Origin of the sequence: Nonomuraea cavernae (assembly GCF_014646355.1) — a bacterium.
Classification (GTDB): Bacteria; Actinomycetota; Actinomycetes; order Streptosporangiales; family Streptosporangiaceae; genus Nonomuraea; species Nonomuraea cavernae.
The window spans coordinates 121,717-144,329 of record NZ_BMNH01000018.1 but is presented as its reverse complement, the minus strand read 5'-3'; the positions used below and the strand labels follow the sequence as shown (position 1 = coordinate 144,329).

Sequence of the window (22,613 nt, the reverse complement as noted above, 5' to 3'; positions counted from 1 at the left end):
CTCAGGCAACATCACAGGCGGACCCTAAACCGTCACTGACTTCCATAGATAGACCTATCAGTACAGACCACGTCCAGACTAGGCATGTACAGGTCGGCCTAGGTTGAGCTAAGGTTGCCTTGTGACGCTCGGTTACGAGATGTCACTGAAGCCGTATCGGGAGTAGGGCAATCCGAGAGGAGATCGCGTAATGGATCTGTACGGCAGTCACCTTGAAGGGGTGTCGTTCAGTCGGATGTGTGGCGGTAACCAGCAGGAGGAGGACATGGAGAGCTGTGTCCTGATCGCTCCGATTCCTGGCGTCGAGGATGCCTATGCCGTGTGTGACTCGAAGAACCCGGACGCCGGGACACTCCGGTTCACCGGTGACGAGCTTCGGGCCGCCGGACTGACCACGATTTAGGCATCACCCCGAGCACGGCGGTCCCTGCCTGGTCGAAGCAGACAGGGGCCGCCGCCCCCAGCACTCTACGGGAGCGCCCCACCATGCATTGGCACGCCTATCAGTGGCTCGGCGCGGGCGCCGACCGTGGCAACGAGGCCGAGCGCCGTCCGGCCTCGCCCGACTTTCTCACCTCGTTGGTGCCGCCGATGCGGACCGGTGACTGGCTGGCCAAACCGGCGTCGCGGATCGCGGCGACGTTCCACGAAGTCGAGCAGGCCGTGAGTTGGATGGCGGGCGAGTACGGCAAGGTGCGTGGGGCGCTGCTCCTGCCCGAGAGGATCCCGCTTGAGGAGCGGCTGATCGGTGCGCGTGATCTGCTGCCGCGTGGCGTGGACGTGCAGTGGGGCGAATGGCTGCACGGTGTCCGGTTCGTCACGATCGGCGTGATCTGCTGCCCGAACCGGCACGTCCCGCATCCCTGCCCGACCGCGTCGTCCCGCTGAGCAGCCTGCGGCGGCTCGCCCACCGAGTTCACGCGGGTTCGGCGGGGGTCACGTGTCGGGAGCCTGACGACGCGATCGGCCTTGGAGGTCGCCATGGTGGTGAAGGAGCTCCACGGCCCGCATGTGGCCCGCGTACGGGAGGGACACGAGGTGATCGACTGGTCGGACCCGGTGCCCAGGTGTGAGTCCGTCAGGGTGCGGAGCCACACGTGTGAGTGCCTGGTGACGGTGTACGAGTTGTGCGCGGCCGGCGGGCTGGTCCATATTCGCCGGACGGTGCGGGCGGCCGGCGGCAACCGGGTCAGCGAGAGCCCCTGGCTTCGTGCCGCCGAGGGAAACCGGCTGTGGGAGAGCCTTCTCGCAGGTGGCGCGCGGTAGCGACGAGAGGCCGTGCTGACGTGGAACCGACCTCCGCTGGGACCTGCTGGGCCGCGAAAGTGACGTAAATCACAGTGAGTGATTTGGTCCGGGAAAGCGGCTTCCGTGACACATGTGTTGACCAGCCCGGCATGGCATGTGTGATTGACCGCTTCTGACTGTGAGCGTCGGGTAAGTGACGCTCCCGCCGTTGACCGATCTTCGTTCGTCGATCACATTCCGTTTGATCGTTCTTATGTCTGCCTTAGGCGCGTGAAAGGCCTCTTTGCCGAGGTCTGCGGCAGCGTGCCCTTGAAGGGATGCGGGATGCGGAGTCGACGTCTGCCGATGTTGTTCGCGGCGCTGATCATCGGGCTTTGCTCGCTGGTGCTGATCTCGAGCGTCGGGGTGCCGGACGGGCTGGTGTCGCGGGCCGCCGCCGCCGCGCCTGATCCGGAGCAGTCGGTGGACGGCCGGGCGGTGCCCGGCAAGAAGGCGGTCAAGGGTGCGGAGGAGTCCGTGCCGAAGGTCGAGCGGAAGAAGCCGGTGTGGCCGAAGGCGGGCGCCGCTGAGGTGCGCATGCCTGAGGTTGGCAAGGTCTCCGAGGTCGGGGCGCTGCCGGTGCGGGTTGGCCCGGTCGAGGGTGCGGGGGTGGACCAGGTCAGGGTGGAGACCTTGGCGCCGGAGGCGGTGCGCTCGCTGGGCGGGTTCGGGATCGCCGCGAAGGTGGCGCGGGCGGACGGCGGTGGCGCTCCCGGCAAGGTGCGGGCGGAGTTCTCCTATGCCGGGTTCCGCGATGCCTATGGCGGAAACTTCGCCGGTCGGCTGCAACTGGTGCGACTGCCCGCATGTGTGCTGGAGACGCCGCGTCCGCGCTCGTGCGTGGTGCGGCCGATGGTGGTGGCGTCGGTCAATGACGTCAAGGCGGGGACGCTGACCGCGGAGGTGGAGGCGACGCCGCTCGGCGCTGTCGCGCCGCAGGTCAAGCCGGTGACGCCGGGCAAGGACAAGAAGACGACGGCCGCGAAGGCGGCGCAGGCGGCGCTTGAGGCGCAGTTCGCGGCGGGGTCGGTGTATCTCCTGGCGGCCGGCCTGACCGGACCGGACGGGAACTGGGGTGCGACGGATCTGAAGCCGGCGGGCACCTGGCAGGCGGGCACGTCCGGTGGCGGCTTCGACTATGACGTGCCGCTGCCCGAGCCGCCGTCGCCCGCGGGCAACGGCCCGGATCTGTCGCTGCAGTACGACGCGTCGTCGGTGGACGGGCAGGGGCGGTGGACCAACAACCAGTCCGGCGTGGTCGGGGTTGGCTGGGATCTGAACGCGGGGTTCATCGAGCGGCGCTATCGGCGCTGTTACGTGACCAACTGGTATGACGACAACACCGGTGAGTTGATCTGGAAGGCCGAGGAGCTGGGCATCGGCGGGAAGGCGTTGTGCTGGGAGTCGCCGGACCAGAACGACGGCGATGCGTCCACCAACGACCAGACGCAGTCGGATCTGGTGCTGTCGGCGGGTGGCCGCTCGGCGTCGATCGTGCAGGACCGTACGTCCGGCGCTTGGAAGACGGTGCCGGACTTCGGGTGGAAGATCGAGCAGGTCGCCGGGGGTGCGGATGGTCAGCCGTACTGGAGGATCACCAGCCAGGACGGTCAGGTGTGGCGGTTCGGCTACAACCGGGACGCCCAGTGGCAGACGCCGTACGTGGGTAACGAGCACGACCCGCTGGTGGTGGCCGATGAGCCGTGTTACGACCGCTACTACTACGACGAGATTCCGCCGACGTGCACCGGGGTGTGGCGGTGGAACCTGGACCAGGAGGTCGACAGCAACGAGAACGTGATCGACTACTCCTACACCCGGGAGACCAACTACTTCTGCCTGCCCTCGTGCCTGCACGAGACCTACCGGGTGCTGCCCTACGACCGGGGCGGATTCCTGGCCGAGGTGCGGTGGGGGCACAACACGCAGGTGGCCGGTAGCGTGCCGACGGCGCGCACGGTGTTCACCACTGCGGCCCGCGATGGCGATGACATCCCCACCGACCTGCTGTGCACGACGCAAGCAGGGTGCGCCAACGACGCGATCGCGTTCTACTCCACCCGCAAGCTCACCGCGGTGCGGACCGAGTCCAAGAACCCGACCTCGGGCGTGTGGGATCCGGTGGACCGGCTGGACTTCACGCACGAGTGGATCTACCAGCGCACCGACTATGCCTGGGCCTACGACCCGGTGATGTGGCTGGACACCGTGCAGCAGACCGGTCTGGCGGGCGGGTCGCAGGCGGTGTTGCCGCCGCTGGACTTCGACGCGGTGATGCTGGCCGGAAAGATGGACTACGACACCATGTCGGACTGGACCGACCTGCTGTCGTGGCGGATGGTGCCGCGCATCGCAGCCATCCGCAACGGGATGGGCGGCCGCGTCGAGGTCACCTACGGCCAGGCCGATCCGTGTGGCGGCGGCAAGGGCCGCGTCGGCGGCAACTATCTGGCCGACCAGGTCGGTGACTGCTATCAGGTCGACATGGGCAGCGACCCCGACCAGGGGTACGAGACCTGGAGCCGGTTCTTCAAGCAGCTCGCGGTCAAGGTCGTCGAACGCGACATGGTGGCCGGCTCGCCGGACATGGTCCACGCCTACGAGTTCGTCGGCAGCCCCCGCTGGAACGACCCGAGGCAGCCGGCCGAGCCCGGTCAGGCACCTCCCGCGTCGGACTGGCGCGGATATAGCCAGGTCCGCACGGTCGAAGGCACCGGCACCGATCCGTCCGGCTACACCGTCACCACCCGTACGTTCCTGCGCGGCACCGGCGAGACGGTCACCGACTTCGACGGCGGCACCGTCACCGACGTGCCGATCCTGCAGGGCAACGTGCTGCAGGAACAGTCGTGGAAGATGACCGCGCTCAGCCCGCGCGCCTACACCGAGGTCGACTCCACCCGGTATGAGTACACGATCCAGAACACCGGCAACGGGCCCGGCACCATGGACCCGGCGTACGTGCTGACCACGCGGGAACGATCGCGCGAGAAGCTCAGCACCGGCGCCTGGCGCTACACCGACGAGCGGACCGCTTACAACGCCGACGGCCTGCCGATCAAGGTCAACGACTACGGCCAGGAAGGCGTGGCCGGCGACAACACCTGCACCAGCTCCACCTACGCCCGCAACACCGACGCCGGGCAATGGCTGACCGCCTTCCCCTCCGTCGTCGAGGAACGCGCTGGCGACAACTGCACGACGGGGACGCTGATCGGCAAGACGATCACCTTGTACGACCTGGGCACCGACCCGGCCACCAACAAGCCCAGCGACGGCAACCCCACCGAGGTCCGCTCCTACGCCAACGCGAGCACCATCTCCACCGCCAAGGCGACCTTCGACGACTACGGCCGCCCGCTGACCTCGACCGATCCGCTGGGCAGGACCACCACCACCGCCTACAGTCCGGCGACCGGCTGGCCCGGCACCGGCGTGACCACCACCAACCCGCTCGGTCACACCGTCACCGCCAAGCTGTCGCATGTGCAGGGTGAGCCGGTCCTGGTCACCGACGCCAACGGCAAGGTCACCGAGATCGACTACGACGCGCTCGGCCGTACCACCGCGTTGTGGAGACCCGGCCAGCCGCGCAGCGGCGGCACCCCCACAGCCACCGTCGCTTACACCATTCCGTTCGACGGCTGGTCAGGCCAGCCCACCGCGCCGATCAAGACCACGGTCGACCAGTTGCTGTCCGGCACCGGCGGCAACGCCAAATGGACCACCACCCACAGCTACGACGATGGCCTCGGCCGCACCCGGGAGGCGCAGACCGCCTCACCGTCGGGCGGGCGGATCGTCACCGCCACCACCTACGACCCGCGCGGGCTGACCGCGACGGAGTCCGAGCCGGTGCACAACACCGACCCGCCCGGCAGCGGCCTGCTCAACCCGGCGACCACCGCTCTGCCGCAGTGGACCAAGACCGTCTACGACGACCAGGAACGCCCGGTCGCGGCGATCGCCTACCACCTGGGCACCGAACTACGCCGCACCAGCACCGCCTATCCGGGCAGCGAGCGTACCGAGGTCACCCCGCCGGTCGGCGGCAAGACCGCCACCGTCACCGACGTGTTCGGCCGCACCGTCAAGGTCGAGGAATGGTCCGACGCCACCAACCACGCCGACACCGGTTACGGCTACGACCTGAACGGCAACCTCACCACGATGACGGACGCCAACGGCAACGTCCGCACCTACACCCACGACTGGCTCGACCGGCGCACCGCCGCTGCCGACCCCGACGCCGGCACCTCCAGCCACGGCTACGACCTGGCAGGACGGCAGCTCTGGAGCATCGACGGCAACAACCAGAAGATCTCCAGCAAGTACGACCAGCTCGGCCGCCGTATCAGCCAGTGGGCCGGCGAGCCGGACACCGGTACGAAGCTCGCCGAGTGGACCTACGACACCGTGGCCAAGGGCCGGCCCACGGCCGCCACCCGCCACGCCGGTGGCCGGGCCTACACCCAGACGGTCACCGGCTACGACAGCGACTATCGGCCGACCGCGACCAAGGTCACCATCCCGGCAGGGGAAGGCGCGCTCGGCCGTGATTACGCCTTCAGCTCCGTCTACGACGCCGCCGGGAATCTGCGCGAGCAGACGCTGCCCGAGGCCGGGGGCTTATCGGCGGAGAAGCTGACCTTCTCCTACACCGACCTCGGCTTCGCCAAGGGCATGACCTCCGACCTGGCCGGTGGGTTCACCTACGTCAAGGACACCACCTTCACGTTGACCGGCAAGCTGGAAAGCCGATCCCTCGGCACGAACGGCCAGATCAAACGCCTCCTCGAACGCGACCCCACCACCGACTGGCTGTCGCGCGTCACCACCCAGACCAAAGCGAACACCCCCACCCCGGACACCGTCCAGGACGACCGCTACAGCTACAACCTCGCCGGCAACATCACCCGCGTCCTGGACGCCACCTCGGCCACGAGCGGCACCGTCGGCCAGTCCGAATGCTTCACCCACGACGGACTGCTCCGGCTCAAGACCGCCTACACCACCACCGCGAGTTCCTGCACCGGCACCGGCGACGGCCTGGGCATCGACCCCTACAACCAGGCCTACGCCTACGACAAGGTCGGCAACCTCACCACCCTGACCGACAACGGCCAGGCCGCCACCTACACCTACCCCGCACCCGGCCCCACCGCGGTCCGCCCGAACGCGGTCACCGCGATCACCCGCCCCGGCGGCACCGACACCTACGCCTACGACAACGCCGGCCAACTGGCCGCCCGCACTGTCGGCGGCGAACAGGCCACCCTCACCTGGAACCCGCTCGGCCAGCTCGACCAGGCCACCATCGACGGTCAGAACACCTCGATGGTCTACGACGCCGATGGCGAACGCCTCATCCGGCGCGACCCCGACGGCAGCACCACCCTCTACCTCGGCCAGATCGAGCTGCGCCTCGCCGGCGGACAAGTCACCGCCAAGCGCTACTACAGCGCCTCCGACGCATCTTTGATCGCCATGCGCCAGACCAGCGGCCTCACCTGGATGCTCGCCGGCCAGCACGGCAGCACCCAACTCGCGGTCAACGACACCACCGGAACCGTCAGCCGGGAGCGCTACCTGCCCTTCGGCAAGCGCCGAGGCACCGACGACCTGCCCTTCACCGACCGCGGCTTCCTCGGCAAGACCGAAGACCCCTCCACCGACCTCACCTACCTCGGCGCCCGCTACTACGACCCCGCCATCGCCAAGTTCATCTCCACCGACCCCGAACTCGACCTGCGCACCCCCGAATGGGCCAACCCCTACAGCTACGCCGCCAACAACCCCATCGACCAATCCGACCCCGATGGACGCCGCGTCGACACCGGCGGCGGCAGCAGCGACAAGAGCTACGGCTACTCCCGCAACAAGAAACGCCCCAACGCCAACCAGAACTTCGCCGAAACCCGCCACGCCAGCGGCAAGAAAAAGACCGTCCGCGAAAGAAAGATCCACAAAAAGCGTATCAACGCGAACGAGAAGCAGAGGAAGGACATCGCTGCTTGGAAGAAGCGTGAGGCCGAGCGGTCCCGATATCACAGTCGTAAAGCGGCCATCGCAAAAGAAGACATCGAAGCGTATCGCTGGATGATGCAGAATCCAGGGCTTTCCGACGAGCACGGGATGGTCAGCTCCAGGTACCCGTCTTTGCGGCAGACTTCAAAAAAGCGCATCGCCGGCAAAATCCGTGAATCGATCCAGGATGGATCGTGCAGCAGTTTCGTCCCCGGCACCAAAGTTCTCATGGCAGACGGCACCGCCAAGCCCATCGAGGATGTCCGAGAGGGTGACAAGGTTTTAGCCACAGATCCCGTGACTGGAGAGACAGCGGCCAGGAAGGTCCTCGCCCCGATCACCTCCAAGGGCGTCAAGAACCTGGTTCGAGTGACCGTGGGCAGTGGTGATGGGGAGGGCGCTCTTACCGCTACCGGCGAGCACCCCTTCTGGGCGCCGACCATCCGACAGTGGAAGCAGGCAAACACGCTGCGGCCGGGGCAGTATCTGCGGACGAGCGGGGGAGCCTACGCCCAAGTCTCGGCAATCACCGCGTGGACATCCGCGGACCAGCGTGTCCACAACCTCGCCGTGGCCGACACGCACACGTACTATGTAGAAGCAGACACGACGCCCGTCCTGGTGCATAACAGCGGCCCGTGCGGGCTTAGAACTCCTGAGGAAGCGGGGATTCTTCCTAGCGAGGTCCGGCGCATCCAGAACGCAGCGAATAGGATGGGGGCCCGGATTGTAGTGGTAGGCAGTCGTGCAGGCGGTACCGCTAAGGCAGATTCGGACTGGGACTACATATTGTCCGGCAAGACAGGCCGAGTAAGGAGCAGGGCTGCAAGCTCGCTGCCCGAGGGGATCGGCGGAGATTGGCAGGGCCGGAGACGAGGGCAGGACATCTTCCAGGATTACAATCCGGATGCTCCGGGGTACGCCACCTTGGACCCTGAGCGCCCGCACGTCATCTTCGATCCGGAGCCGTGATGAGCAAACGATCTAATATCCTGAATGAACTAAGCCAAGGGCGCCGCCCACTCCAGGAAGGGATTGGCTGGTTCAAGGCGCTGCCGCTAGATGAGCGACGTGACGTGATTCGAGAGCTGTCTTCTTACGCTCTTCAGGCGAGGGCTGCAACTGAGGATGCTGCAGAGAGTATCGCCCGCGCAGGGGTGAAGCCCACGGCGACTCCGGCTGTCCTGATTTCGCGTGGGCCAATCCGTGAGCAGCTGGCTAAGATAGGGAATCTACCAGAAGCCGAGATGGAAAAATCATTTCGGATATTGCTGGCACTTCTATCGATCTCGGATGCCCGTAGGCGTGAGATTGATTGCGCTAATGGGTGCACGCATTCGTGGCATAACTTGCGCGATTAGACGTTACTAAGCAGAAACTGGGCTACTGGACCGTAGCTCGGTTACCGGTGAGGTGATGTAGCGCATGTCCTGATCCCGGAAGAAGCTGCGAACAATCCCGGGTGTTGCCTGAAGTCGGTCGACGGATCGCTCGATCCTGTCGGTCAGTTCCTCCACAGACCGGACGACTTCTTCCAGACCCACTCGTCGGGATTGAGCTCCGGCGAGTACGGGGGCAGGAAGAAGATGCTCAGCCGCCCCTTGGTGGACTTCACGAACGCTTTCGTCTCCGCCGACCGATGTACCGGATGCCCATCGAGGATCAGGAAAATCTTTCCAGGCACGTCGTGGAGCAGCGTCTTCAGATAGTCGATGAAGGCCGCCGAATCGATGGTGCCGACGAAGGAGAAGTGCAGTCTGCCTTGCGTGTTCACCACGGAAATCATGTTGGCCGAATGCCGCCGGCCGGTGCCGCGGACGGTCGGGGTATCGCCGACCTTCCCCCAGGTGGTGCCCGCGTGATGGTTGGTGCGCACACTCGCCTCATCCAGGAAGTCACGGCTGTTCCAAGATCGCTAGCTTGGTGAGGGTCGAGGGCGCGGGATCGGCGGATCGCGATGTGATCACGTACGGCGCGTCGCTCCTCAAATGAGACGAAGCTCCAGCTAAGCAAGGTCTTCCTACAGATCTTCGCTCGTGGAGCTTCGCCGTGGCCAAGTGTGCCATCCCGGCCGCCGAGCCGGTAGCCACTCACGTGGTGACCGCCGGACCGGTCGTCTGCGTCCCTGTCGTGGATGCCTGCACTGACCTGCTGAGACTCCTGAGCGAGGTGTCGGATGGACGGTCTGATCAAGGTCGTGATCATCCGGTCGCGGACGCTGCTGGCGTTCGCTGCGGATGCGGGCACGTTCACGACGTTGGGCAGCCAGCACGTCGGGGTGGCGGGCGTTGGCGTTACGCCAGCGCAGGTAGGCCTGCAGCTCACGGGCCAGGACGGTGTGATTGGGATGGTTGGCGCCGCTCTTGCCGCGCCGGGTGACGCCCCACAAGGTGTCATCGCCGAGTGAGTAGCAGCCGTGAAAGTAGCGCACGCCGTGCGCGTATAGGTCGCCGGCAGCCGGCCCGGCTTGCCACGCTCGGCCCCACCGGCGCCTTGGTGGGGCCGGATCGATAACGGCCCGAACTGGTCGAAGGCGAAGCGCCGGTTGGCAAAGCGGCTGGTGACCTCCTCGATCCGGTCCAGCTTGGCGTCGAAGTCCGGATCGGTGGAGGTCTTCCAGGTGCGGGTGCGCTGGAAGGTGACGCCGTGCCGGTTCAGCAACCGGCGCAGGTGCTCGCGCCCGATGACAATCCGCCGCTCGCCGCTGTGGCGGGCCAGGTGATCGGCGAGTTTGCGCACGCTCCAGTTCGTGAACGGATGCCCCAACCGGCTTGGACGCGTTTTGGCCGTCTGGATGATGAACGCGATGTCCTCATCCGTGATCAGGCGGGGACGGCCTCCCGCCCACCGAGGGTCCAAGCAGGCCAGCCCGATCTCGTTGAAGGAATGGATCACATCCCGCACGGTGTCTTCATGCGCCGCGACCAGCCGCGCGATCGCCGGAGTGGGAGTCCCCGACGCCGATGCCACGATGATCACCGCCCGGCGCACCCGGATCGACTCGTGCTTACCCCGGCGCACGATCTGCTGCAGCCGGCGTCCCTCGTCCTCGCTCAGCCGTCGTGCTCTGACCGGCTCTGCCATCCACGCACCTCACTCTCGACGACAACCTGCTCCCATCGAGAGTGACCGATCAGCCCACTACCGTGCATCCCAGGTCGCCGTCTCACTCGACCCGGTGAACGTTCGTGGTCATCCCACTAGTCAGTAAGTTAGGAGCACTCGATGGAGCAAGTAATTGTCACCCCAGATTATCGGCCTGATGAAGGGCTGCGCTTCTCGTGGGATGAGGGATTTGAGATCATGGCCTCTGTGACCCGATCGGAAGTGCTCATTAAGGCCAACCGTGCGGGGCTGACTTCATTGGCGCGACACCTTCTTACGCTTGCGCAGGAGGGCGTAAGTGATGGGATGCATGTCCACCTTACTGCTGACCAAGAGATCGAATCCGAGATTGATCTGATTCTGGAGCGGATGGCAGACTGAGTTTCTTCGACTCACATCCTTTTCGGCTGATCGCGGTCTGTGTTGATGCGCTTCGGATGGGGGATCCTCACAGACGCACCGAAGGCCCCGATATTTTGCATCTGCAGACTCGGAGCCTTCGGTGCGTCTGATACGTTCAACTTCCGCTCCGCCTTGACGGAAACGGCTGACTGGGTGGCCGTGCGTGATGGCAGAGTTTACGACGCGTTCACTCCCAGGGGCGGCGAGACAACCGCGGAATACAAGGCACAATGGGACTATAGCGACGCTATCGACTTCGGGTTCTGATCTACGTGCATGACAGTGATTTGATCCAGCAGATTCGCCTTCAACCTGGGCGGTTTGGATTGAATGGCTCATATGATCAGAGCGTGGCGTTTCTTCTCGGCCTGGACGTGGGGCGCGATGGAGGACTGCTGCGAGGGTTTGACGAGTGGCTTGTCGTGCGTCGAGGCCGCGACAGCAGTTTGCGATGGACCGGGATTGTTCTTGAAGAGGCATTCCCGGATGCTGGTATCAGGCGAGCGGAAAGCCTTAGCGAAGAGCAGAATAGATGTGCAAGCGACCTCCTGTTCTCGTTGCTTTTTGAATTCTTGGGAATTCGAGATCATCGAGTAAAACTAGCGCGCATGTACGCCGCATACAGTCGCCTCTGTGAGGCGAGGGATGCGAGTAAGTCTGTAGATCGGTAACCGGCTTGCATACGTCACCGCCGTCGCCGGCGAGCAGGCCACCCTCACCTGAAGCCCGCTCGGCCCGCGGCCGCGGAAAGGGCGACCCTCACCGAGTACGCCGGTGGGTCAGGATTCCCACGACCAGCAGGACGATCGCACTGCCGTAACCGACCACCGGCAGCAGACGCCACAGCAGCCACGGGATCCCTCCTTCCCAGCCCGCGCAGCCGAGCAGCGTGAAGTACGAGAACGCGATGAACACCCAGTCGAGCGCGATCACCACCACGACCAGAATGGTGAACAGCCCCACCACCGTGCTGAGCGGTCGCCTCGCCCAGGCGGCGACCAGGGTTGACAGTGAGACGCTCACGGAGGGCAGGCCGTTCAGGACCAGCATGTGTTCGAGTACGGGTTCACGCAGACGGAGCCATGTCCAATGGAGATCGGACCACAGCTCCGCCAAGCCGAACGGAAGCGAGTCGTAGCCGGCGCAGCCGGCAGCACCGTCACCCTCGAAGAGATGCGGCAGCCACAGGGACAGGAAACTCAGCACGCACATCACCAGTGCGGCCAACCACCATCGCAGATAGCGGCTTCGGGGCATGGGTCTGCCTTTCTGAGCGCATGATCGACAGCGGCATTGTGCCCGCGACGAGGACGATCCGCCATGGCCCGTCGGCCCTCGCCCGGTAGCGCGACGGGTCGTACCGCAGCCGTAAGGCAGTGAGGATGAAGTTCATCCTCATGTCCTGCTGGCCGATCAAGGGTCGAGAAAGGCGCAGATGATCCGTGCTGCAGACTCATCAATTGACGAGCACGTATCTGGATTTTCACCCTAGTGTGCTCGGAGGCCGCCAGGGATGCGCCTGAGGCCGAGCACGCTGATGCCGTCGACTGTCCAGTTGTGTCGGCGAGTCCTGTCCATGTGTAGGGCAGGGGTCTTCTCGCGCGGAAAGAACGGAACTCGTCTGAACCGAGAAAAAGCTTGGATAAAAAGGCATAGCGTATCGAAGCGGCACCTTGACCACCTGCGCAGGGAGTAGTACGGATTGGAGAGTGCCCATTTGAGGATTGGGCGTTTGGCAAAGCTACTGGTCGCAGCGAGAATGATGAAACGCGAAGACCTCAGAGGATTGGGGGGAAATGAGGCTAAAAGCGCCAAACGGGCAGGAATTTCGCATCGATCAGGCTCAAGATGGGTTGGCTCAGCACGGAATCATCCTCTTTTCCGGAGCGACCCTAAATGAGCTTAAGTCTGCCCTGAACGATTGGACGGTCCCTTATCGGCACCCTCACGACGTCAGTCCTGGGGTTACCGTTATAAGACCGAACCTCATCGGCGAGACCAATGCTCAGGGATTCACGTATGAGGCACTGCCGCTCCACACGGACAGGGCGCAGGTTGACAGTCAACCGACGATTATTTGTTGCCTGTACACACAGGAGGCTGCCGTTGGAGGTGAGTCGCTTCTTTTGGACGGGGCGGAAATCGCGCACAGCCTCCTGTGCCGCAACCTCCTCGCGATGGCCGATAATGTGGTCCTCCTGTCCAAGGGGAATCGATGGCGCACGGTGATAAAGCCCTATGATTCTTACGCTGGCTTCCGCATCAGATATCGAAATGACAGCATAGCTCGTCCGCATGTCACCACATGCGACGCCAGGCCTTTACTTGATGCCTTCGAAGCGAAGGTCGCGTCCCCACTCGTATATGCTCTGCATGCAGGTGAGGGGTATCTCATTCATAACCACCGGGTCCTTCATGGAAGATATGCGTTCACAGGCGACAGAGCCGCTATACGCCTTCTCGCCAAAGTTGCAAGATCCTCTAGATCGCGCTCTCTTAACCATGGGTTCTCACTACGAGGGTACTCATCTACGATGAAAAGGGAAGGTTAGGGGTGTGGATGTCCCGCCACCATGCTGATGTCATCAAGCGACTGCGCTCCTTGCCGGGCCAGACGACTCCCGAATTCCCTGGGGCCATACGCGCTCTGATCGAAGACCTGTCCAATCCAGAAAATATACTGAATCAAATATTGAGTCGTGATCGACTCGACAAGTGGGTGCGATTCTGTGCGTTGTACGGTTTGCTTCTTCGCTTACGTAGAGAAGAACGTCACACCGAGTACGAGCATGTTGTTGCGCGCTATGGAAAGCAGTTCGACAGGGAGCCGTACTTTGCGACTTTCCGTGCGATAGTCGAGCGTAATCGTGGAGATATTGAAAGTCTCCGTAAGGCCGTTCACTTTTCCCGTCAAGCGGCGAACGATATGCCGGACGTCGCAGGGGTCGTACATCAGTTGGCAGCATTCATGGCAGAATACTTCGAGCGGAAACTGGATTCTGCTTCCAAGACGGAGATCGCCGAGGCGGAGCGTCATGTGGACAAAGCCATCACCCTGACCGATGGGCACATAGCGCACTACCATGAGACCAAGGCCAGGATTCTGGCCATCCGCCGCGACTTCGACTCCGCACGCGTATCCATAACCAGAGCCATTGAATTGGAGCCCAGGAGTGGGCGCGATTACTACAGACGACTAACGCAATATCAGACCACGCGGACGCGAATCGATCTGATGGAGCAGCAGTCTCGGTGGAATGACATGCAAGAGAGTAGCAGGCGCGAGCTGGTGGAGTTCAGAGCTCAACAGCTACAACTGCTGGGCCTTCTCGCGGCAGTTGTGGCTTTGATCGCCACTGGAGGCAACATTGCCAGCCAGAGCAAGCCATCAGATGCAATCGTGCTCATTGAAGTGATGGCTGGAGCAGTGGTCATAGTGTTCTCTGCTTTTTCGCTGATGACAAGCCGATCTTGGGGGCGCATACTGGTCTCCTTCGCAGCGGGAATCGCCTTGGTGGTCGTTCCTCACGTATTCGGACGGTAAATATGCTGAGAGTTGTTGACATTACTCAAAGTCCTGGTTCTACCTCCGAGCCGACAGCGGATCGCGTTGGCTTCTCGGGGAATATCGCCTGGGTCATTGATGGGGCAACGGATTTCACTGACGAGAGAACGCTTCCTGACATTTCAAACGTCCAATGGCTGGTCAATCTACTCGATAAGACCCTGCTTGAGATCGGCGCCTCCAACAAGTCTACGGATCTCAACCTGATTTTCGAGAGACTTGGCGAAGACACACGCGCAGCATTGGCTGCCATCGGGTCGCAGGGCTTGAGAAATCATCCCTGTTGTTCAATCGGGCTCGCTGTTTTCAGCGATCGGGTGGTTCGGCTGGGCCGGATAGGTGATGCGACACTCATCGCATATCAGGGTGAACAGGTCATTGGCGATGTCAGTACTGATTTTTTCGAGCACCGTGAGACTCAAGCCGTCCGTCAATCACAAGAGGGACAGCAAACTGAGGCAGAGATCATCGAAGCCATGTTCGCTCGCCGCCTCGAGTACATCCGGGGTCTGCACCGGGAGTCGGTCTTCTCCGGGCATCCAGAGGCGGTCTTCAGAATCCACACTGAAACTTTTCCGCTGGACAGTGTCGACACGGTGCTGATCTGTACGGATGGATTTGCTCGTTGCATAGACGATTATAAGATCATCAAAAGCTGGGCGGATCTTAAAGTGGATGTACATCGCCATGGACTCAAGGAAATAGCTTCAAGAATCAGGAAGTTTGAAGCACAAGGCCAGTCGAACCCATCGCCGACGAAGTTCAAACAGTCAGATGATCTTGCGGCGATCATTCTCGCTCGTTGATCAGAGGAGCTATGCATGGATGGTCCCGACCGTCTCGGTCCCGGTGGGAAGCCTCAGTATCTGGTGGAGCGTAACGCTGGATATTTTGAGTACCAGCTTCCCGTATCAGTCAAGCTTGTCATCGATATCGACGGCAAAATACCGCTGCTCATGAATGAGCGAGACGAGTGGGAGCTCCCGGGGGGAAAGCTGGAAGTCGGCGAAACCCCCGAAGTGTGCGTGTGCAGAGAAGTATACGAAGAGCTCAATCTCACCGTCACAGTCGAATCGATCATCGATACGTGGGTTTACGAGATCACGCCACTGCGTCATACCTTTATCGTGAGCTACGGCTCGACATATCAAGGTAACGAGGAGATCCGAAGCTCTGACGAGCACAAAAAGTTGGGCCTGTTCGAGTACGGCGAAGTCCCCGACCTCCACATGCCGGAGCAGTACAAACGAAGCATCGCGCGATGGCAGAAGATTCCCGCGAAATGCTGAAACTTCTCGGGGGCAACGGCCGGAACACGCCGACCGGCTCATCGCCACCTGCGGGGAGGCTGCGTTCGGTATCGTCGGGCGCGGCGTCGAAGGAGAGGTCTCCCCCATGCTCCAGCACCCCCTGCTCCGCGAAGTCATCGACATCAAGGAGTCGATCTCCACCTCCGATTTCGTGCTGAGCCTGGCAGAGGCCGTGACCCCCGAGGGGGCCGAGCGCGCGCTCCGGGACTACGTGGTCACCGAGCGATTGCTGGAGAACTTCGACGAGGCGATCGGCCTCATCAAGTTGGCTCTCGACGGGCACACGTCCAAGGCGGCCTACCTGCACGGCTCGTTCGGCTCCGGTAAGTCGCACTTCATGGCGGTGCTGTACGCCCTGCTCAGCCGCAACCGCACCGCCTGGCGGCGCACGGAGTTCGACCCCGTGCTCACCAAGCACGAGTGGCTGGAGCGCGAGGCCAAGAAGTTTCTCCTGGTGCCCTACCACATGCTGGGGGCCAAGGCCCTGGAGCAGCGGGTGCTCGGCGGCTACGTCAGCCACGTCAAGAAGCTGCACCCCGACGCGCCCACGCCGCAGGTCTACCGGACGGACGCCCTCTTCACCGACATCCGGACGATGCGTGCGCGGATGGGCGACGACGCGGTCGTCAAGGGGCTGAGCTTCGGTGACGGTGACGGTGACGGGGGCGGCGGCGAGGACGACGAGTGGGGCGAGTCGTTCTCCTGGACGCCCGCCCTGCTCGACACCGCCCTGGGCGCGGAGGAGTCGCACGACGGCGCTCCGCTGGACCTGGTGCATCCGACCACGCCGCCCGAGCTGCGCGCCAAGCTCGTACAGGACGCGAGCACGAGCCTGCTGCCCGGCTTCGCGCAGAACGCGGCCGAGGGCGAGCACGGGTTCATCTCGCTGGACGCCGGCCTGTCGGTGATCGCCGAGCACGCCAGGTCGCTCGGTTATGACGGGCTCATCCTCTTCATGGACGAGCTGATCCTCTGGCTCGCGACGCTCATCCACGACCAGAGGTTCGTCGCCCGTGAGGCCAGCAAGATCACGAACTTCGTGGAGGGTAGCGACGCCCGGCGGGCCATCCCGATCATCTCGTTCATCGCCCGCCAGCGTGACCTGCGCGAGCTGGTCGGCGAGGAGGTGTCGGGCGCGGCCGAGGCGTCCATCCAGGACACGCTCAGCCTCGCCTCCGGACGGTTCGACAAGATCACTCTGGAGGACCGCAACCTGCCGCAGGTCGCCCACGCCCGCGTGGTCAGGCCGAAGGACGACGAGGCCGCGGCGCTGGTCAACGCCGCGTTCGAGCGGACGAAGAAGGTCGGCCCGCAGGTCTGGGACACCCTGCTCGGCTCCGACAAGGGCACCACCGGCGCGGACGAGGAGTCGTTCCGCCTGACCTACCCCTTCTCGCCCGCGTTCATGGACACGCTGGTCCACATCTCCTCCGCTCTGCAACGTTCCCGTACTGGTCTCAAGCTGATGGGGCAGCTTCTCGCCGACCACCGCGATCACCTGCGACTGGGCGACCTCGTCCCGCTGGGAGACCTCTACGAGGTGATCGCGGCGGGTGGCGACAAGCCGTTCGTGGACAGCCTGAAGGTCGTCTTCGAGGCCGCCGACCGGCTCTACAGGACCAAGCTCCGGCCCTACCTGCTCGCCGTCAACGAGATCACCGAGGACGACGTCGAACGCTACCTGCACCGGCCCGAGGCGATCACCGATCCCGGGCTGGCCCAACGGTGCAGGGTGTTCGTCGGCGACAACCGGCTGATCTGCACGCTGCTGCTGTCGGCGCTCGCACCGAGCGTGCCCGCGCTGAGCGACCTGACGATCCGGCGGCTCGGCGCGCTCAACCACGGCTCGGTGACCGCGCCCATCCCCGGCAGCGAGGTCGGCATCATCAAGGCCAAGGTGGCCGACTGGGCCGCCCGCTTCCCCGAGATCAAGGAGACCGGCACCGACGCCAACCCGGCGGTGCGGCTGGAGCTCACCGGCGTCGACGTCGACTCGGTCCTGGCCAACGCGGCGGTCAACAACAACCCGGGCAACCGCATCGCCCTGGCCAAGAAGCTGCTCGCGGCCGAGCTGGGCGTGGACCGTCCCAACGGGCGGCTGGGCGCCGACGAGCTGCGGCTGGTCTGGCGCGGCTCCGAACGCGTCATCGAGGTGATCTTCGGCAACATCGCCGACGAGGACGAGCTCCAGGACCACGACCTGCAGCCACAGCTCGACGGCCAGTGGCGGATCGTCGTGGATCTGCCCTTCGACGAGGGCGACTACGGGCCGGTCGACGACGTCAACCGGATGCGCGACCTGCGCGAACGCCCCCGCGAGGGCAAGCCGCCGCAGACGGTCGGCTGGGTGCCCGCCCATCTGTCGGCTCAGCGGATGGCCGACTTCCAGCGGCTCGTGGTCATCGACAAGGCGCTCTCCGACGAGCACCGCTTCGCCACCCAGTACGCCGGCCACCTCAACGCCGACAACCGGGCACGGGCCAAAGGGTTGCTGGAGACCCAGCGCGACGCGCTGCTCAAGCAGCTGCGGACGGCCTTCAGAGGGGCGTACGGCCTGGACGCGAAGAAGGCAGCCGATGTCGAGCTGGGCTTCGACGAGCACTTCGCGGCGCTGCCGGACCTGGCGGGGCTGACCGTCTCGTTCGGGCAGTCGCTGCGCGACGCCATCCGGCATCTCGCCGGACAACTGCTGGCCCACCAGTTCCCCGCCCACCCCGAGCTGGACCGCGACGCCACCGGCGTCGCGGTGAAACCGGCCGACGCCAGGACGGTCTTCGGTCATGTACGGGCCGCCGCCGAGGCGCGTGACCGGCGGGTCGAGGTGCCGGCCAAGGACCGCAAACTGATGGGACACCTCGCCGAGCCGCTCGGCCTCGGCCTGCAGAAGGAGGCGTACTTCGAGCTGTCCACCCGGTGGGCCGACCACTTCCGGCGGGAGGCGCAGCGAGAGGGCGTCACCGGCGACCTCAGCGTGATCACGCTCACCGACTGGACGGATCGGCCCGAGCGGCGTGGCCTGGAATCGTTCCTGGTCAATCTCGTCGTCGCCGCCTTCGCTGAGATGGACGACCGGGTGTGGGTGCGTGAGGGGACCCCGCTGGAGCCGGCGCCGGAGCTGTCGCAGATCAGGCCGCGCGACGCGCTGCGCAGCCAGCCCCTGCCGGGCGAGGCCGACTGGGCTGAGGCGCGGCAGAGGTTCGAGGTGGTCTTCGGCGGCAAGGCGCCGACGCTGCGGCGTGGCCGCATGGTCAACCAGTTCGCCCGGCAGATCGCGGACGCCGCGCGGGAGCTCCGCGAGCCTGCGGCCGGGCTGGTCCGCCAGCTGGAGACGCACGCCGGTTTCCTCGCGCTGGACGATACCGATGAGAGCGGGCGACTCGCGCTGGCCAGGCGCTCGCTCGAGCTGCTCACGGCGCTGCGGGAGGCGGGGCACGGCGCGGGCGGCGCGAAGAGGATCATCGAGACGCTGGCCCGCTTCGACCTGGGACAGGTGAGCGCCGACCGCTACGGCACCTCCATCAAGCGGGCGCACGACGTGGAGCAGGCGCTGGCCGGAGCCGCCTGGGACACCCTGGAGCTGGCCCAGGGGCAGGGCGCCGAAGGGCTGGCGCTGCTGGAGTCCCTGCGCCGCGTGGCGGGCTCCGACCAGCGGACGGCCGACCTCGTCGAGGCGCTCGGCAGCACGCGGGGCAAGGTCACCGCGCTGATCAGGCGCCGCCAGATTCCGGACCCGCCGCCTCCGCGCCCGGGAGTCACGGGCGGCACCGGCTTGACCGGCGGAAGCGGTCCGACCGGCGGGACTGGCGGGACCGGTCCGACCGGCGGGATCGGCGGGACTGGCGGAAGCGGTCCGACCGGCGGAACTGGCTCGATCGGCGGGATCGGACCGGTAGGCGGTACGGGCGCGACCCGTGGTTTGGCAGGATCCGGCGATGCTTCGGGCGAATTCGTCCCCGCTGTGCCCGGCCGTTCGGGATGGAAGCGTACGAAAGCTGCTCAAGCGGTGGAGGAGCTGCGAGCGGAGCTGGCCGAGCTGGTGGCCAGGGAGCCAGACGCCGACATCGAGATCTCCTGGCAGGTCGTGGAGCGATGAGCACCGCCGTCACCGTCGCGGTGCGGCTCAACGCCGTGACCGTCGCCCAGTACCTGTCCTCCCAGTCGTCGCTGACCGGCTCCCCGGGCGAACGGCGACGGGTCGTGCTCCTGCGTTCCGCTCCGCAGTGGGACGGGCCGGACGAGCTCGAGTTCGGCCAAGGACAACGAGCCCGGGTGGCCACGGCGCCGTCGCCGCTCGCCGTACACGAGCTGGTCCTCGGTCACCTGGCCGGCGCGGGCGACCCCGGCGTGCTGGTCGTGCTGACCGACAGGGAGCAGACCGAGCTGGACCCGGCGATCCTCGCTCGGGCGCACAAGCAGCGCGTCCAGACCGTCGACGGCTGGAACGTCGTACGGGAGGCGTTCGTGGCCGAGCAGGTCGACCCGCGACTGCGTGAGGACGACTGGGCGGCCGAGGCGCTGCTGGACGCCACCCCGCCGGGCGGCTGGCCGCCGCTGGCCGGAGGGGTGCTGTCGCGACGCGCCGCGCTTTCCACGCTGGCCCTGCGCCGGCTCGGGCTCGGCCGCTACAGCGACGATCCACACAGCGACGATCCACGGCCTGACGACGAAGGGCTCGACACCCATGCCCTGATGCGGTGGTCGCTGACCCCGGGAGGCCCGGAGCGGTTGCTGGCTCTGCGCGGTCCGGAGCGCGCCGGCCTGGCGGCGTTCCTGGGTGAGGACGACCAGGCGGGCCGGGCACTGCTCGCTCTGGTGGTGGCCGGGCATGGGCCGGACTCGGTGGCGTTCGGGCTGGTGTGCGCGGCGCTGTGGCTGCACTCCGAGGCCGACGAGCGGACCTACCGTTCGCGAGGCCGGGCGGAGCGGTGGTTCGGCGAGGAACCCGCCGTGGCGGCGGAGGCGCTGGACGCACTGGTCGTCCCGTTCGGCAGGGCCTGTGAGGAGTTCGTGACCGCGCTGCTGACGGCGGGCCGTGCCGACGGCGACGAGGAGCACGCCCGCCAGGCGCGGCGGATCACCGCCAAGCTGCTGGACCGCGCCGGAGGGCTGGCCAGGCAGTTCGGCGCCGAGGACGCGGCGTCGGCGAGCCCGGTCCTGGCCGCCGGGCTCGACGCCCGGTTTGCGGCGGCCGGCCGGGCGCTGGCCGGCGGGGACCCGCGGTTGATCGCGCGCGCCGTGCGGGAGCTGGGCGCGCACCACCTCGCGGCCGACCCGGACGCGCGGGTGCGGATCACGCGGGCGCGGATGGCGCAGCGGCTCGTCCAATGGCTCGCGAACGATCCCACCACCGAAGCCGTGACGGTGGCGGCGGCGATGGACCGCCACATGTCCGAAACCGGGTGGGCGGACCAGGCACTTGAACACCTTGAGGCAGGTGGTGACCCCGAACCCGCGCTGAGAACCGCCTACGACAGGCTGGGAGCCCGGGTCCGCGAGCGGCGGCGGGCGATCGACCACTCCTTCGCCCGGAGGCTCGCGGTGGGCACCGACCCCGGCGGCATGCTCACCGTCGAGTCCTTCCTGACGCGGGTGGTCAAGCCCGTGGTGGGCGGCAAGGCGGAGCGGCGGGTGCTGCTGCTCGTACTGGATGGGATGAGCGCGGCCATCGCCGGCGAGCTGGGGGAGCAGCTACGGCGGCACTGGGCCGAATACGATCCGCTGCCGGGCGAACAGGCTCCCCGGCGGCGCGCGATGGCGGCCGCCCTGCCCACCCTGACCACGATCTCCCGCACCTCCCTGTTCGCCGGGAAACTGCTGAAGGGCACGCAGGCCGACGAGAAGCGGCTGTTTCCCGCGCACCGCTTCTGGGGCGGCGGCCAAGCGGCCGTGTTCCACAAGGACGATCTGCGCGCAGCCGGCGTCGGCGACGCGTTCGGGCCGGAGCTGACCCAGGCGCTGGCCGACGACCGCACCCACGTCGCGGTGGTGCTGAACACGATCGACGACCGGCTCGGCAAGGAGCAGAAGCTCGGCGACGGCGCCTGGCGGCTTGACGACATCGGCAAGCTCCGCGAGCTGCTGCGGGTGGCGGCGGACCAGGGCATGGCGGTCCTCCTCGTCAGTGACCACGGGCACGTGGTGGACCGGCACGGGATCAAGCTCGACGGCGACGGGATCGCCTCCGCCCGCCACCGCGCGCCGGGCGGACCGGTGCGGGAGACCGAGATCACCCTCTCCGGCCCACGGGTGGTGTGGCCCGATCCGGGCGCCGAGATCGTGGCCTTGTGGGACGCCGACTCCCGCTACACCTCGCAGAAGGCCGGCTACCACGGCGGCGCCTCGGTCGCCGAGTTCACCGTCCCGGTGCTGGCGTTCCTGCCCTTCGGCGCGGAGCCGCCCAAGGGCTGGCGGGAGCTGGGCGACCAACGCCCGGCCTGGTGGTCCCTGGATCCCATGGAAGAGACACGACCTGCCGCTCCCGCGCCTGCGCCCAAGAAGGCCGCGAAGCGGCCGAAGCCGCGCCCCGAACCAGGAGACGCGCTGTTCGACGTGGTCCTCGCTCCGGCGGAGGACACGCTGCTCGCGCCCCGGCTCCGCTCGCCCGCCGACCGGTTGGCCGACGCGCTCCTGGCTTCCCAGACCTTCGGCGAGCAGGTGGACCTCCTGGCGCGCAAACCTCCCATGGACAAGGTCGACCAAGCGATCCGTGTCCTGCTCGACGCGGGCACCCTCCCGGCCACCGCCCTGGCGCAGCGCATCGGCTACCCGGCCAGTCGGGCCGACGGTTTCGCCGCCGTGCTGCGCCAACTCCTCAACTACGACGGGGTGCAGGTCCTGGAGACGCTCCCGGACGGACGGACCCTGCGGCTGAACACGGCACTGCTGCGGGACCAGTTCGAGCTGGGACACTGATCGAC

Annotated in this window: 15 protein-coding genes and 1 pseudogene; 12 read left to right on the top strand and 4 right to left on the bottom strand. The window is 65.8% G+C overall.

Translation table 11 applies throughout. The features are described from left to right. Positions 1-190 precede the first annotated feature (190 nt). The 5 genes from IEY82_RS25860 (at position 191) to IEY82_RS40390 (ending at position 8,675) form a co-directional block, all read left to right on the top strand. The gene (locus IEY82_RS25860) at positions 191-403 is read left to right on the top strand and encodes a DUF397 domain-containing protein (RefSeq protein ID WP_189126807.1); all 213 of its coding nucleotides are present in this window, start codon (positions 191-193) and stop codon (positions 401-403) included. Between the two features lie 83 nt (positions 404-486). Further along, complete coding sequence (locus IEY82_RS25855; RefSeq protein ID WP_189126806.1) at positions 487-888, top strand: hypothetical protein; 402 nt, start codon at positions 487-489, stop codon at positions 886-888. A gap of 93 nt (positions 889-981) precedes the next feature. Beyond that, positions 982-1,266, top strand: coding sequence for a hypothetical protein (locus IEY82_RS25850; protein ID WP_189126805.1), 285 nt, complete (start codon positions 982-984; stop codon positions 1,264-1,266). Between the two features lie 306 nt (positions 1,267-1,572). Next, entirely contained in the window at positions 1,573-8,286 is a 6,714-nt protein-coding gene (locus IEY82_RS25845; RefSeq protein ID WP_189126804.1) for a polymorphic toxin-type HINT domain-containing protein, read from the top strand. Continuing rightward, on the top strand, positions 8,286-8,675 hold the full coding sequence (locus IEY82_RS40390) for a DUF5958 family protein (protein WP_225262670.1): 390 nt from the start codon (positions 8,286-8,288) through the stop codon (positions 8,673-8,675). Before IEY82_RS25845 ends, IEY82_RS40390 begins: the two co-directional genes overlap by 1 nt. A 143-nt stretch (positions 8,676-8,818) precedes the next feature. On the opposite strand, the gene IEY82_RS25840 is transcribed toward IEY82_RS40390, so the two are convergent. After that, a complete protein-coding gene (locus tag IEY82_RS25840; RefSeq protein ID WP_189126803.1) occupies positions 8,819-9,190 on the bottom strand; it encodes a transposase in 372 nt (123 codons plus the stop codon). Positions 9,191-9,529: 339 nt separating this feature from the next. Next, positions 9,530-10,398, bottom strand: a pseudogene (locus IEY82_RS25835) (helix-turn-helix domain-containing protein); the annotation flags it as partial. 141 nt (positions 10,399-10,539) lie between these two features. Here IEY82_RS25835 and IEY82_RS25830 point away from each other — a divergent pair. Continuing rightward, positions 10,540-10,800 (top strand): Imm32 family immunity protein, encoded by a 261-nt coding sequence (locus IEY82_RS25830; RefSeq protein ID WP_189126802.1) that lies wholly within the window; start codon positions 10,540-10,542, stop codon positions 10,798-10,800. Between the two features lie 356 nt (positions 10,801-11,156). On the opposite strand, the gene IEY82_RS25825 is transcribed toward IEY82_RS25830, so the two are convergent. Together IEY82_RS25825 and IEY82_RS25820 are read right to left on the bottom strand one after the other, a co-directional pair. After that, positions 11,157-11,411, bottom strand: a complete 255-nt coding sequence (locus IEY82_RS25825) for a hypothetical protein (protein WP_189126801.1) — start codon at positions 11,409-11,411, stop codon at positions 11,157-11,159. A 169-nt stretch (positions 11,412-11,580) separates the two neighbouring features. Beyond that, complete coding sequence (locus tag IEY82_RS25820; RefSeq protein WP_229697679.1) at positions 11,581-12,027, bottom strand: hypothetical protein; 447 nt, start codon at positions 12,025-12,027, stop codon at positions 11,581-11,583. A gap of 590 nt (positions 12,028-12,617) precedes the next feature. On the opposite strand from IEY82_RS25820, the gene IEY82_RS40385 reads away from it, so the two are divergent. The 6 genes from IEY82_RS40385 to pglZ all read left to right on the top strand — a co-directional run bounded on the left by IEY82_RS40385 (position 12,618) and on the right by pglZ (position 22,608). Beyond that, positions 12,618-13,373, top strand: a complete 756-nt coding sequence (locus IEY82_RS40385) for a TauD/TfdA family dioxygenase (protein WP_189126799.1) — start codon at positions 12,618-12,620, stop codon at positions 13,371-13,373. 8 nt (positions 13,374-13,381) lie between these two features. After that, the gene (locus IEY82_RS25810) at positions 13,382-14,365 is read left to right on the top strand and encodes a tetratricopeptide repeat protein (protein WP_189126798.1); all 984 of its coding nucleotides are present in this window, start codon (positions 13,382-13,384) and stop codon (positions 14,363-14,365) included. Positions 14,366-14,367: 2 nt separating this feature from the next. Further along, positions 14,368-15,192: a protein phosphatase 2C domain-containing protein gene (locus IEY82_RS25805; RefSeq protein WP_189126797.1), complete on the top strand. Its 825-nt coding sequence runs from the start codon at positions 14,368-14,370 to the stop codon at positions 15,190-15,192. 15 nt (positions 15,193-15,207) lie between these two features. Continuing rightward, a complete protein-coding gene (locus IEY82_RS25800) occupies positions 15,208-15,675 on the top strand; it encodes an NUDIX hydrolase (protein WP_189126796.1) in 468 nt (155 codons plus the stop codon). A 106-nt stretch (positions 15,676-15,781) separates the two neighbouring features. Next, on the top strand, positions 15,782-19,789 hold the full coding sequence (pglY, locus tag IEY82_RS25795; protein ID WP_189126795.1) for a BREX-2 system ATPase PglY: 4,008 nt from the start codon (positions 15,782-15,784) through the stop codon (positions 19,787-19,789). Continuing rightward, the gene (gene pglZ / locus IEY82_RS25790) at positions 19,786-22,608 is read left to right on the top strand and encodes a BREX-2 system phosphatase PglZ (RefSeq protein ID WP_189126794.1); all 2,823 of its coding nucleotides are present in this window, start codon (positions 19,786-19,788) and stop codon (positions 22,606-22,608) included. The genes pglY and pglZ overlap by 4 nt, the downstream gene beginning before the upstream one ends. Positions 22,609-22,613: the final 5 nt, after the last annotated feature.

What these genes read in the sequence shown, in the direction of transcription:
- IEY82_RS25860 (WP_189126807.1), top strand. Translation starts at nt 191, where the DNA reads ATGGATCTGTACGGCAGTCACCTTGAAGGGGTGTCGTTCAGTCGGATG.
- IEY82_RS25855 (WP_189126806.1), top strand. Translation starts at nt 487, where the DNA reads ATGCATTGGCACGCCTATCAGTGGCTCGGCGCGGGCGCCGACCGTGGC.
- IEY82_RS25850 (WP_189126805.1), top strand. Translation starts at nt 982, where the DNA reads ATGGTGGTGAAGGAGCTCCACGGCCCGCATGTGGCCCGCGTACGGGAG.
- IEY82_RS25845 (WP_189126804.1), top strand. Translation starts at nt 1,573, where the DNA reads ATGCGGAGTCGACGTCTGCCGATGTTGTTCGCGGCGCTGATCATCGGG.
- IEY82_RS40390 (WP_225262670.1), top strand. Translation starts at nt 8,286, where the DNA reads ATGAGCAAACGATCTAATATCCTGAATGAACTAAGCCAAGGGCGCCGC.
- IEY82_RS25830 (WP_189126802.1), top strand. Translation starts at nt 10,540, where the DNA reads ATGGAGCAAGTAATTGTCACCCCAGATTATCGGCCTGATGAAGGGCTG.
- IEY82_RS25825 (WP_189126801.1), bottom strand. Translation starts at nt 11,411, where the DNA reads ATGATCTCGAATTCCCAAGAATTCAAAAAGCAACGAGAACAGGAGGTC.
- IEY82_RS40385 (WP_189126799.1), top strand. Translation starts at nt 12,618, where the DNA reads ATGAGGCTAAAAGCGCCAAACGGGCAGGAATTTCGCATCGATCAGGCT.
- IEY82_RS25810 (WP_189126798.1), top strand. Translation starts at nt 13,382, where the DNA reads ATGTCCCGCCACCATGCTGATGTCATCAAGCGACTGCGCTCCTTGCCG.
- IEY82_RS25805 (WP_189126797.1), top strand. Translation starts at nt 14,368, where the DNA reads ATGCTGAGAGTTGTTGACATTACTCAAAGTCCTGGTTCTACCTCCGAG.
- IEY82_RS25800 (WP_189126796.1), top strand. Translation starts at nt 15,208, where the DNA reads ATGGATGGTCCCGACCGTCTCGGTCCCGGTGGGAAGCCTCAGTATCTG.
- pglY (WP_189126795.1), top strand. Translation starts at nt 15,782, where the DNA reads ATGCTCCAGCACCCCCTGCTCCGCGAAGTCATCGACATCAAGGAGTCG.
- pglZ (WP_189126794.1), top strand. Translation starts at nt 19,786, where the DNA reads ATGAGCACCGCCGTCACCGTCGCGGTGCGGCTCAACGCCGTGACCGTC.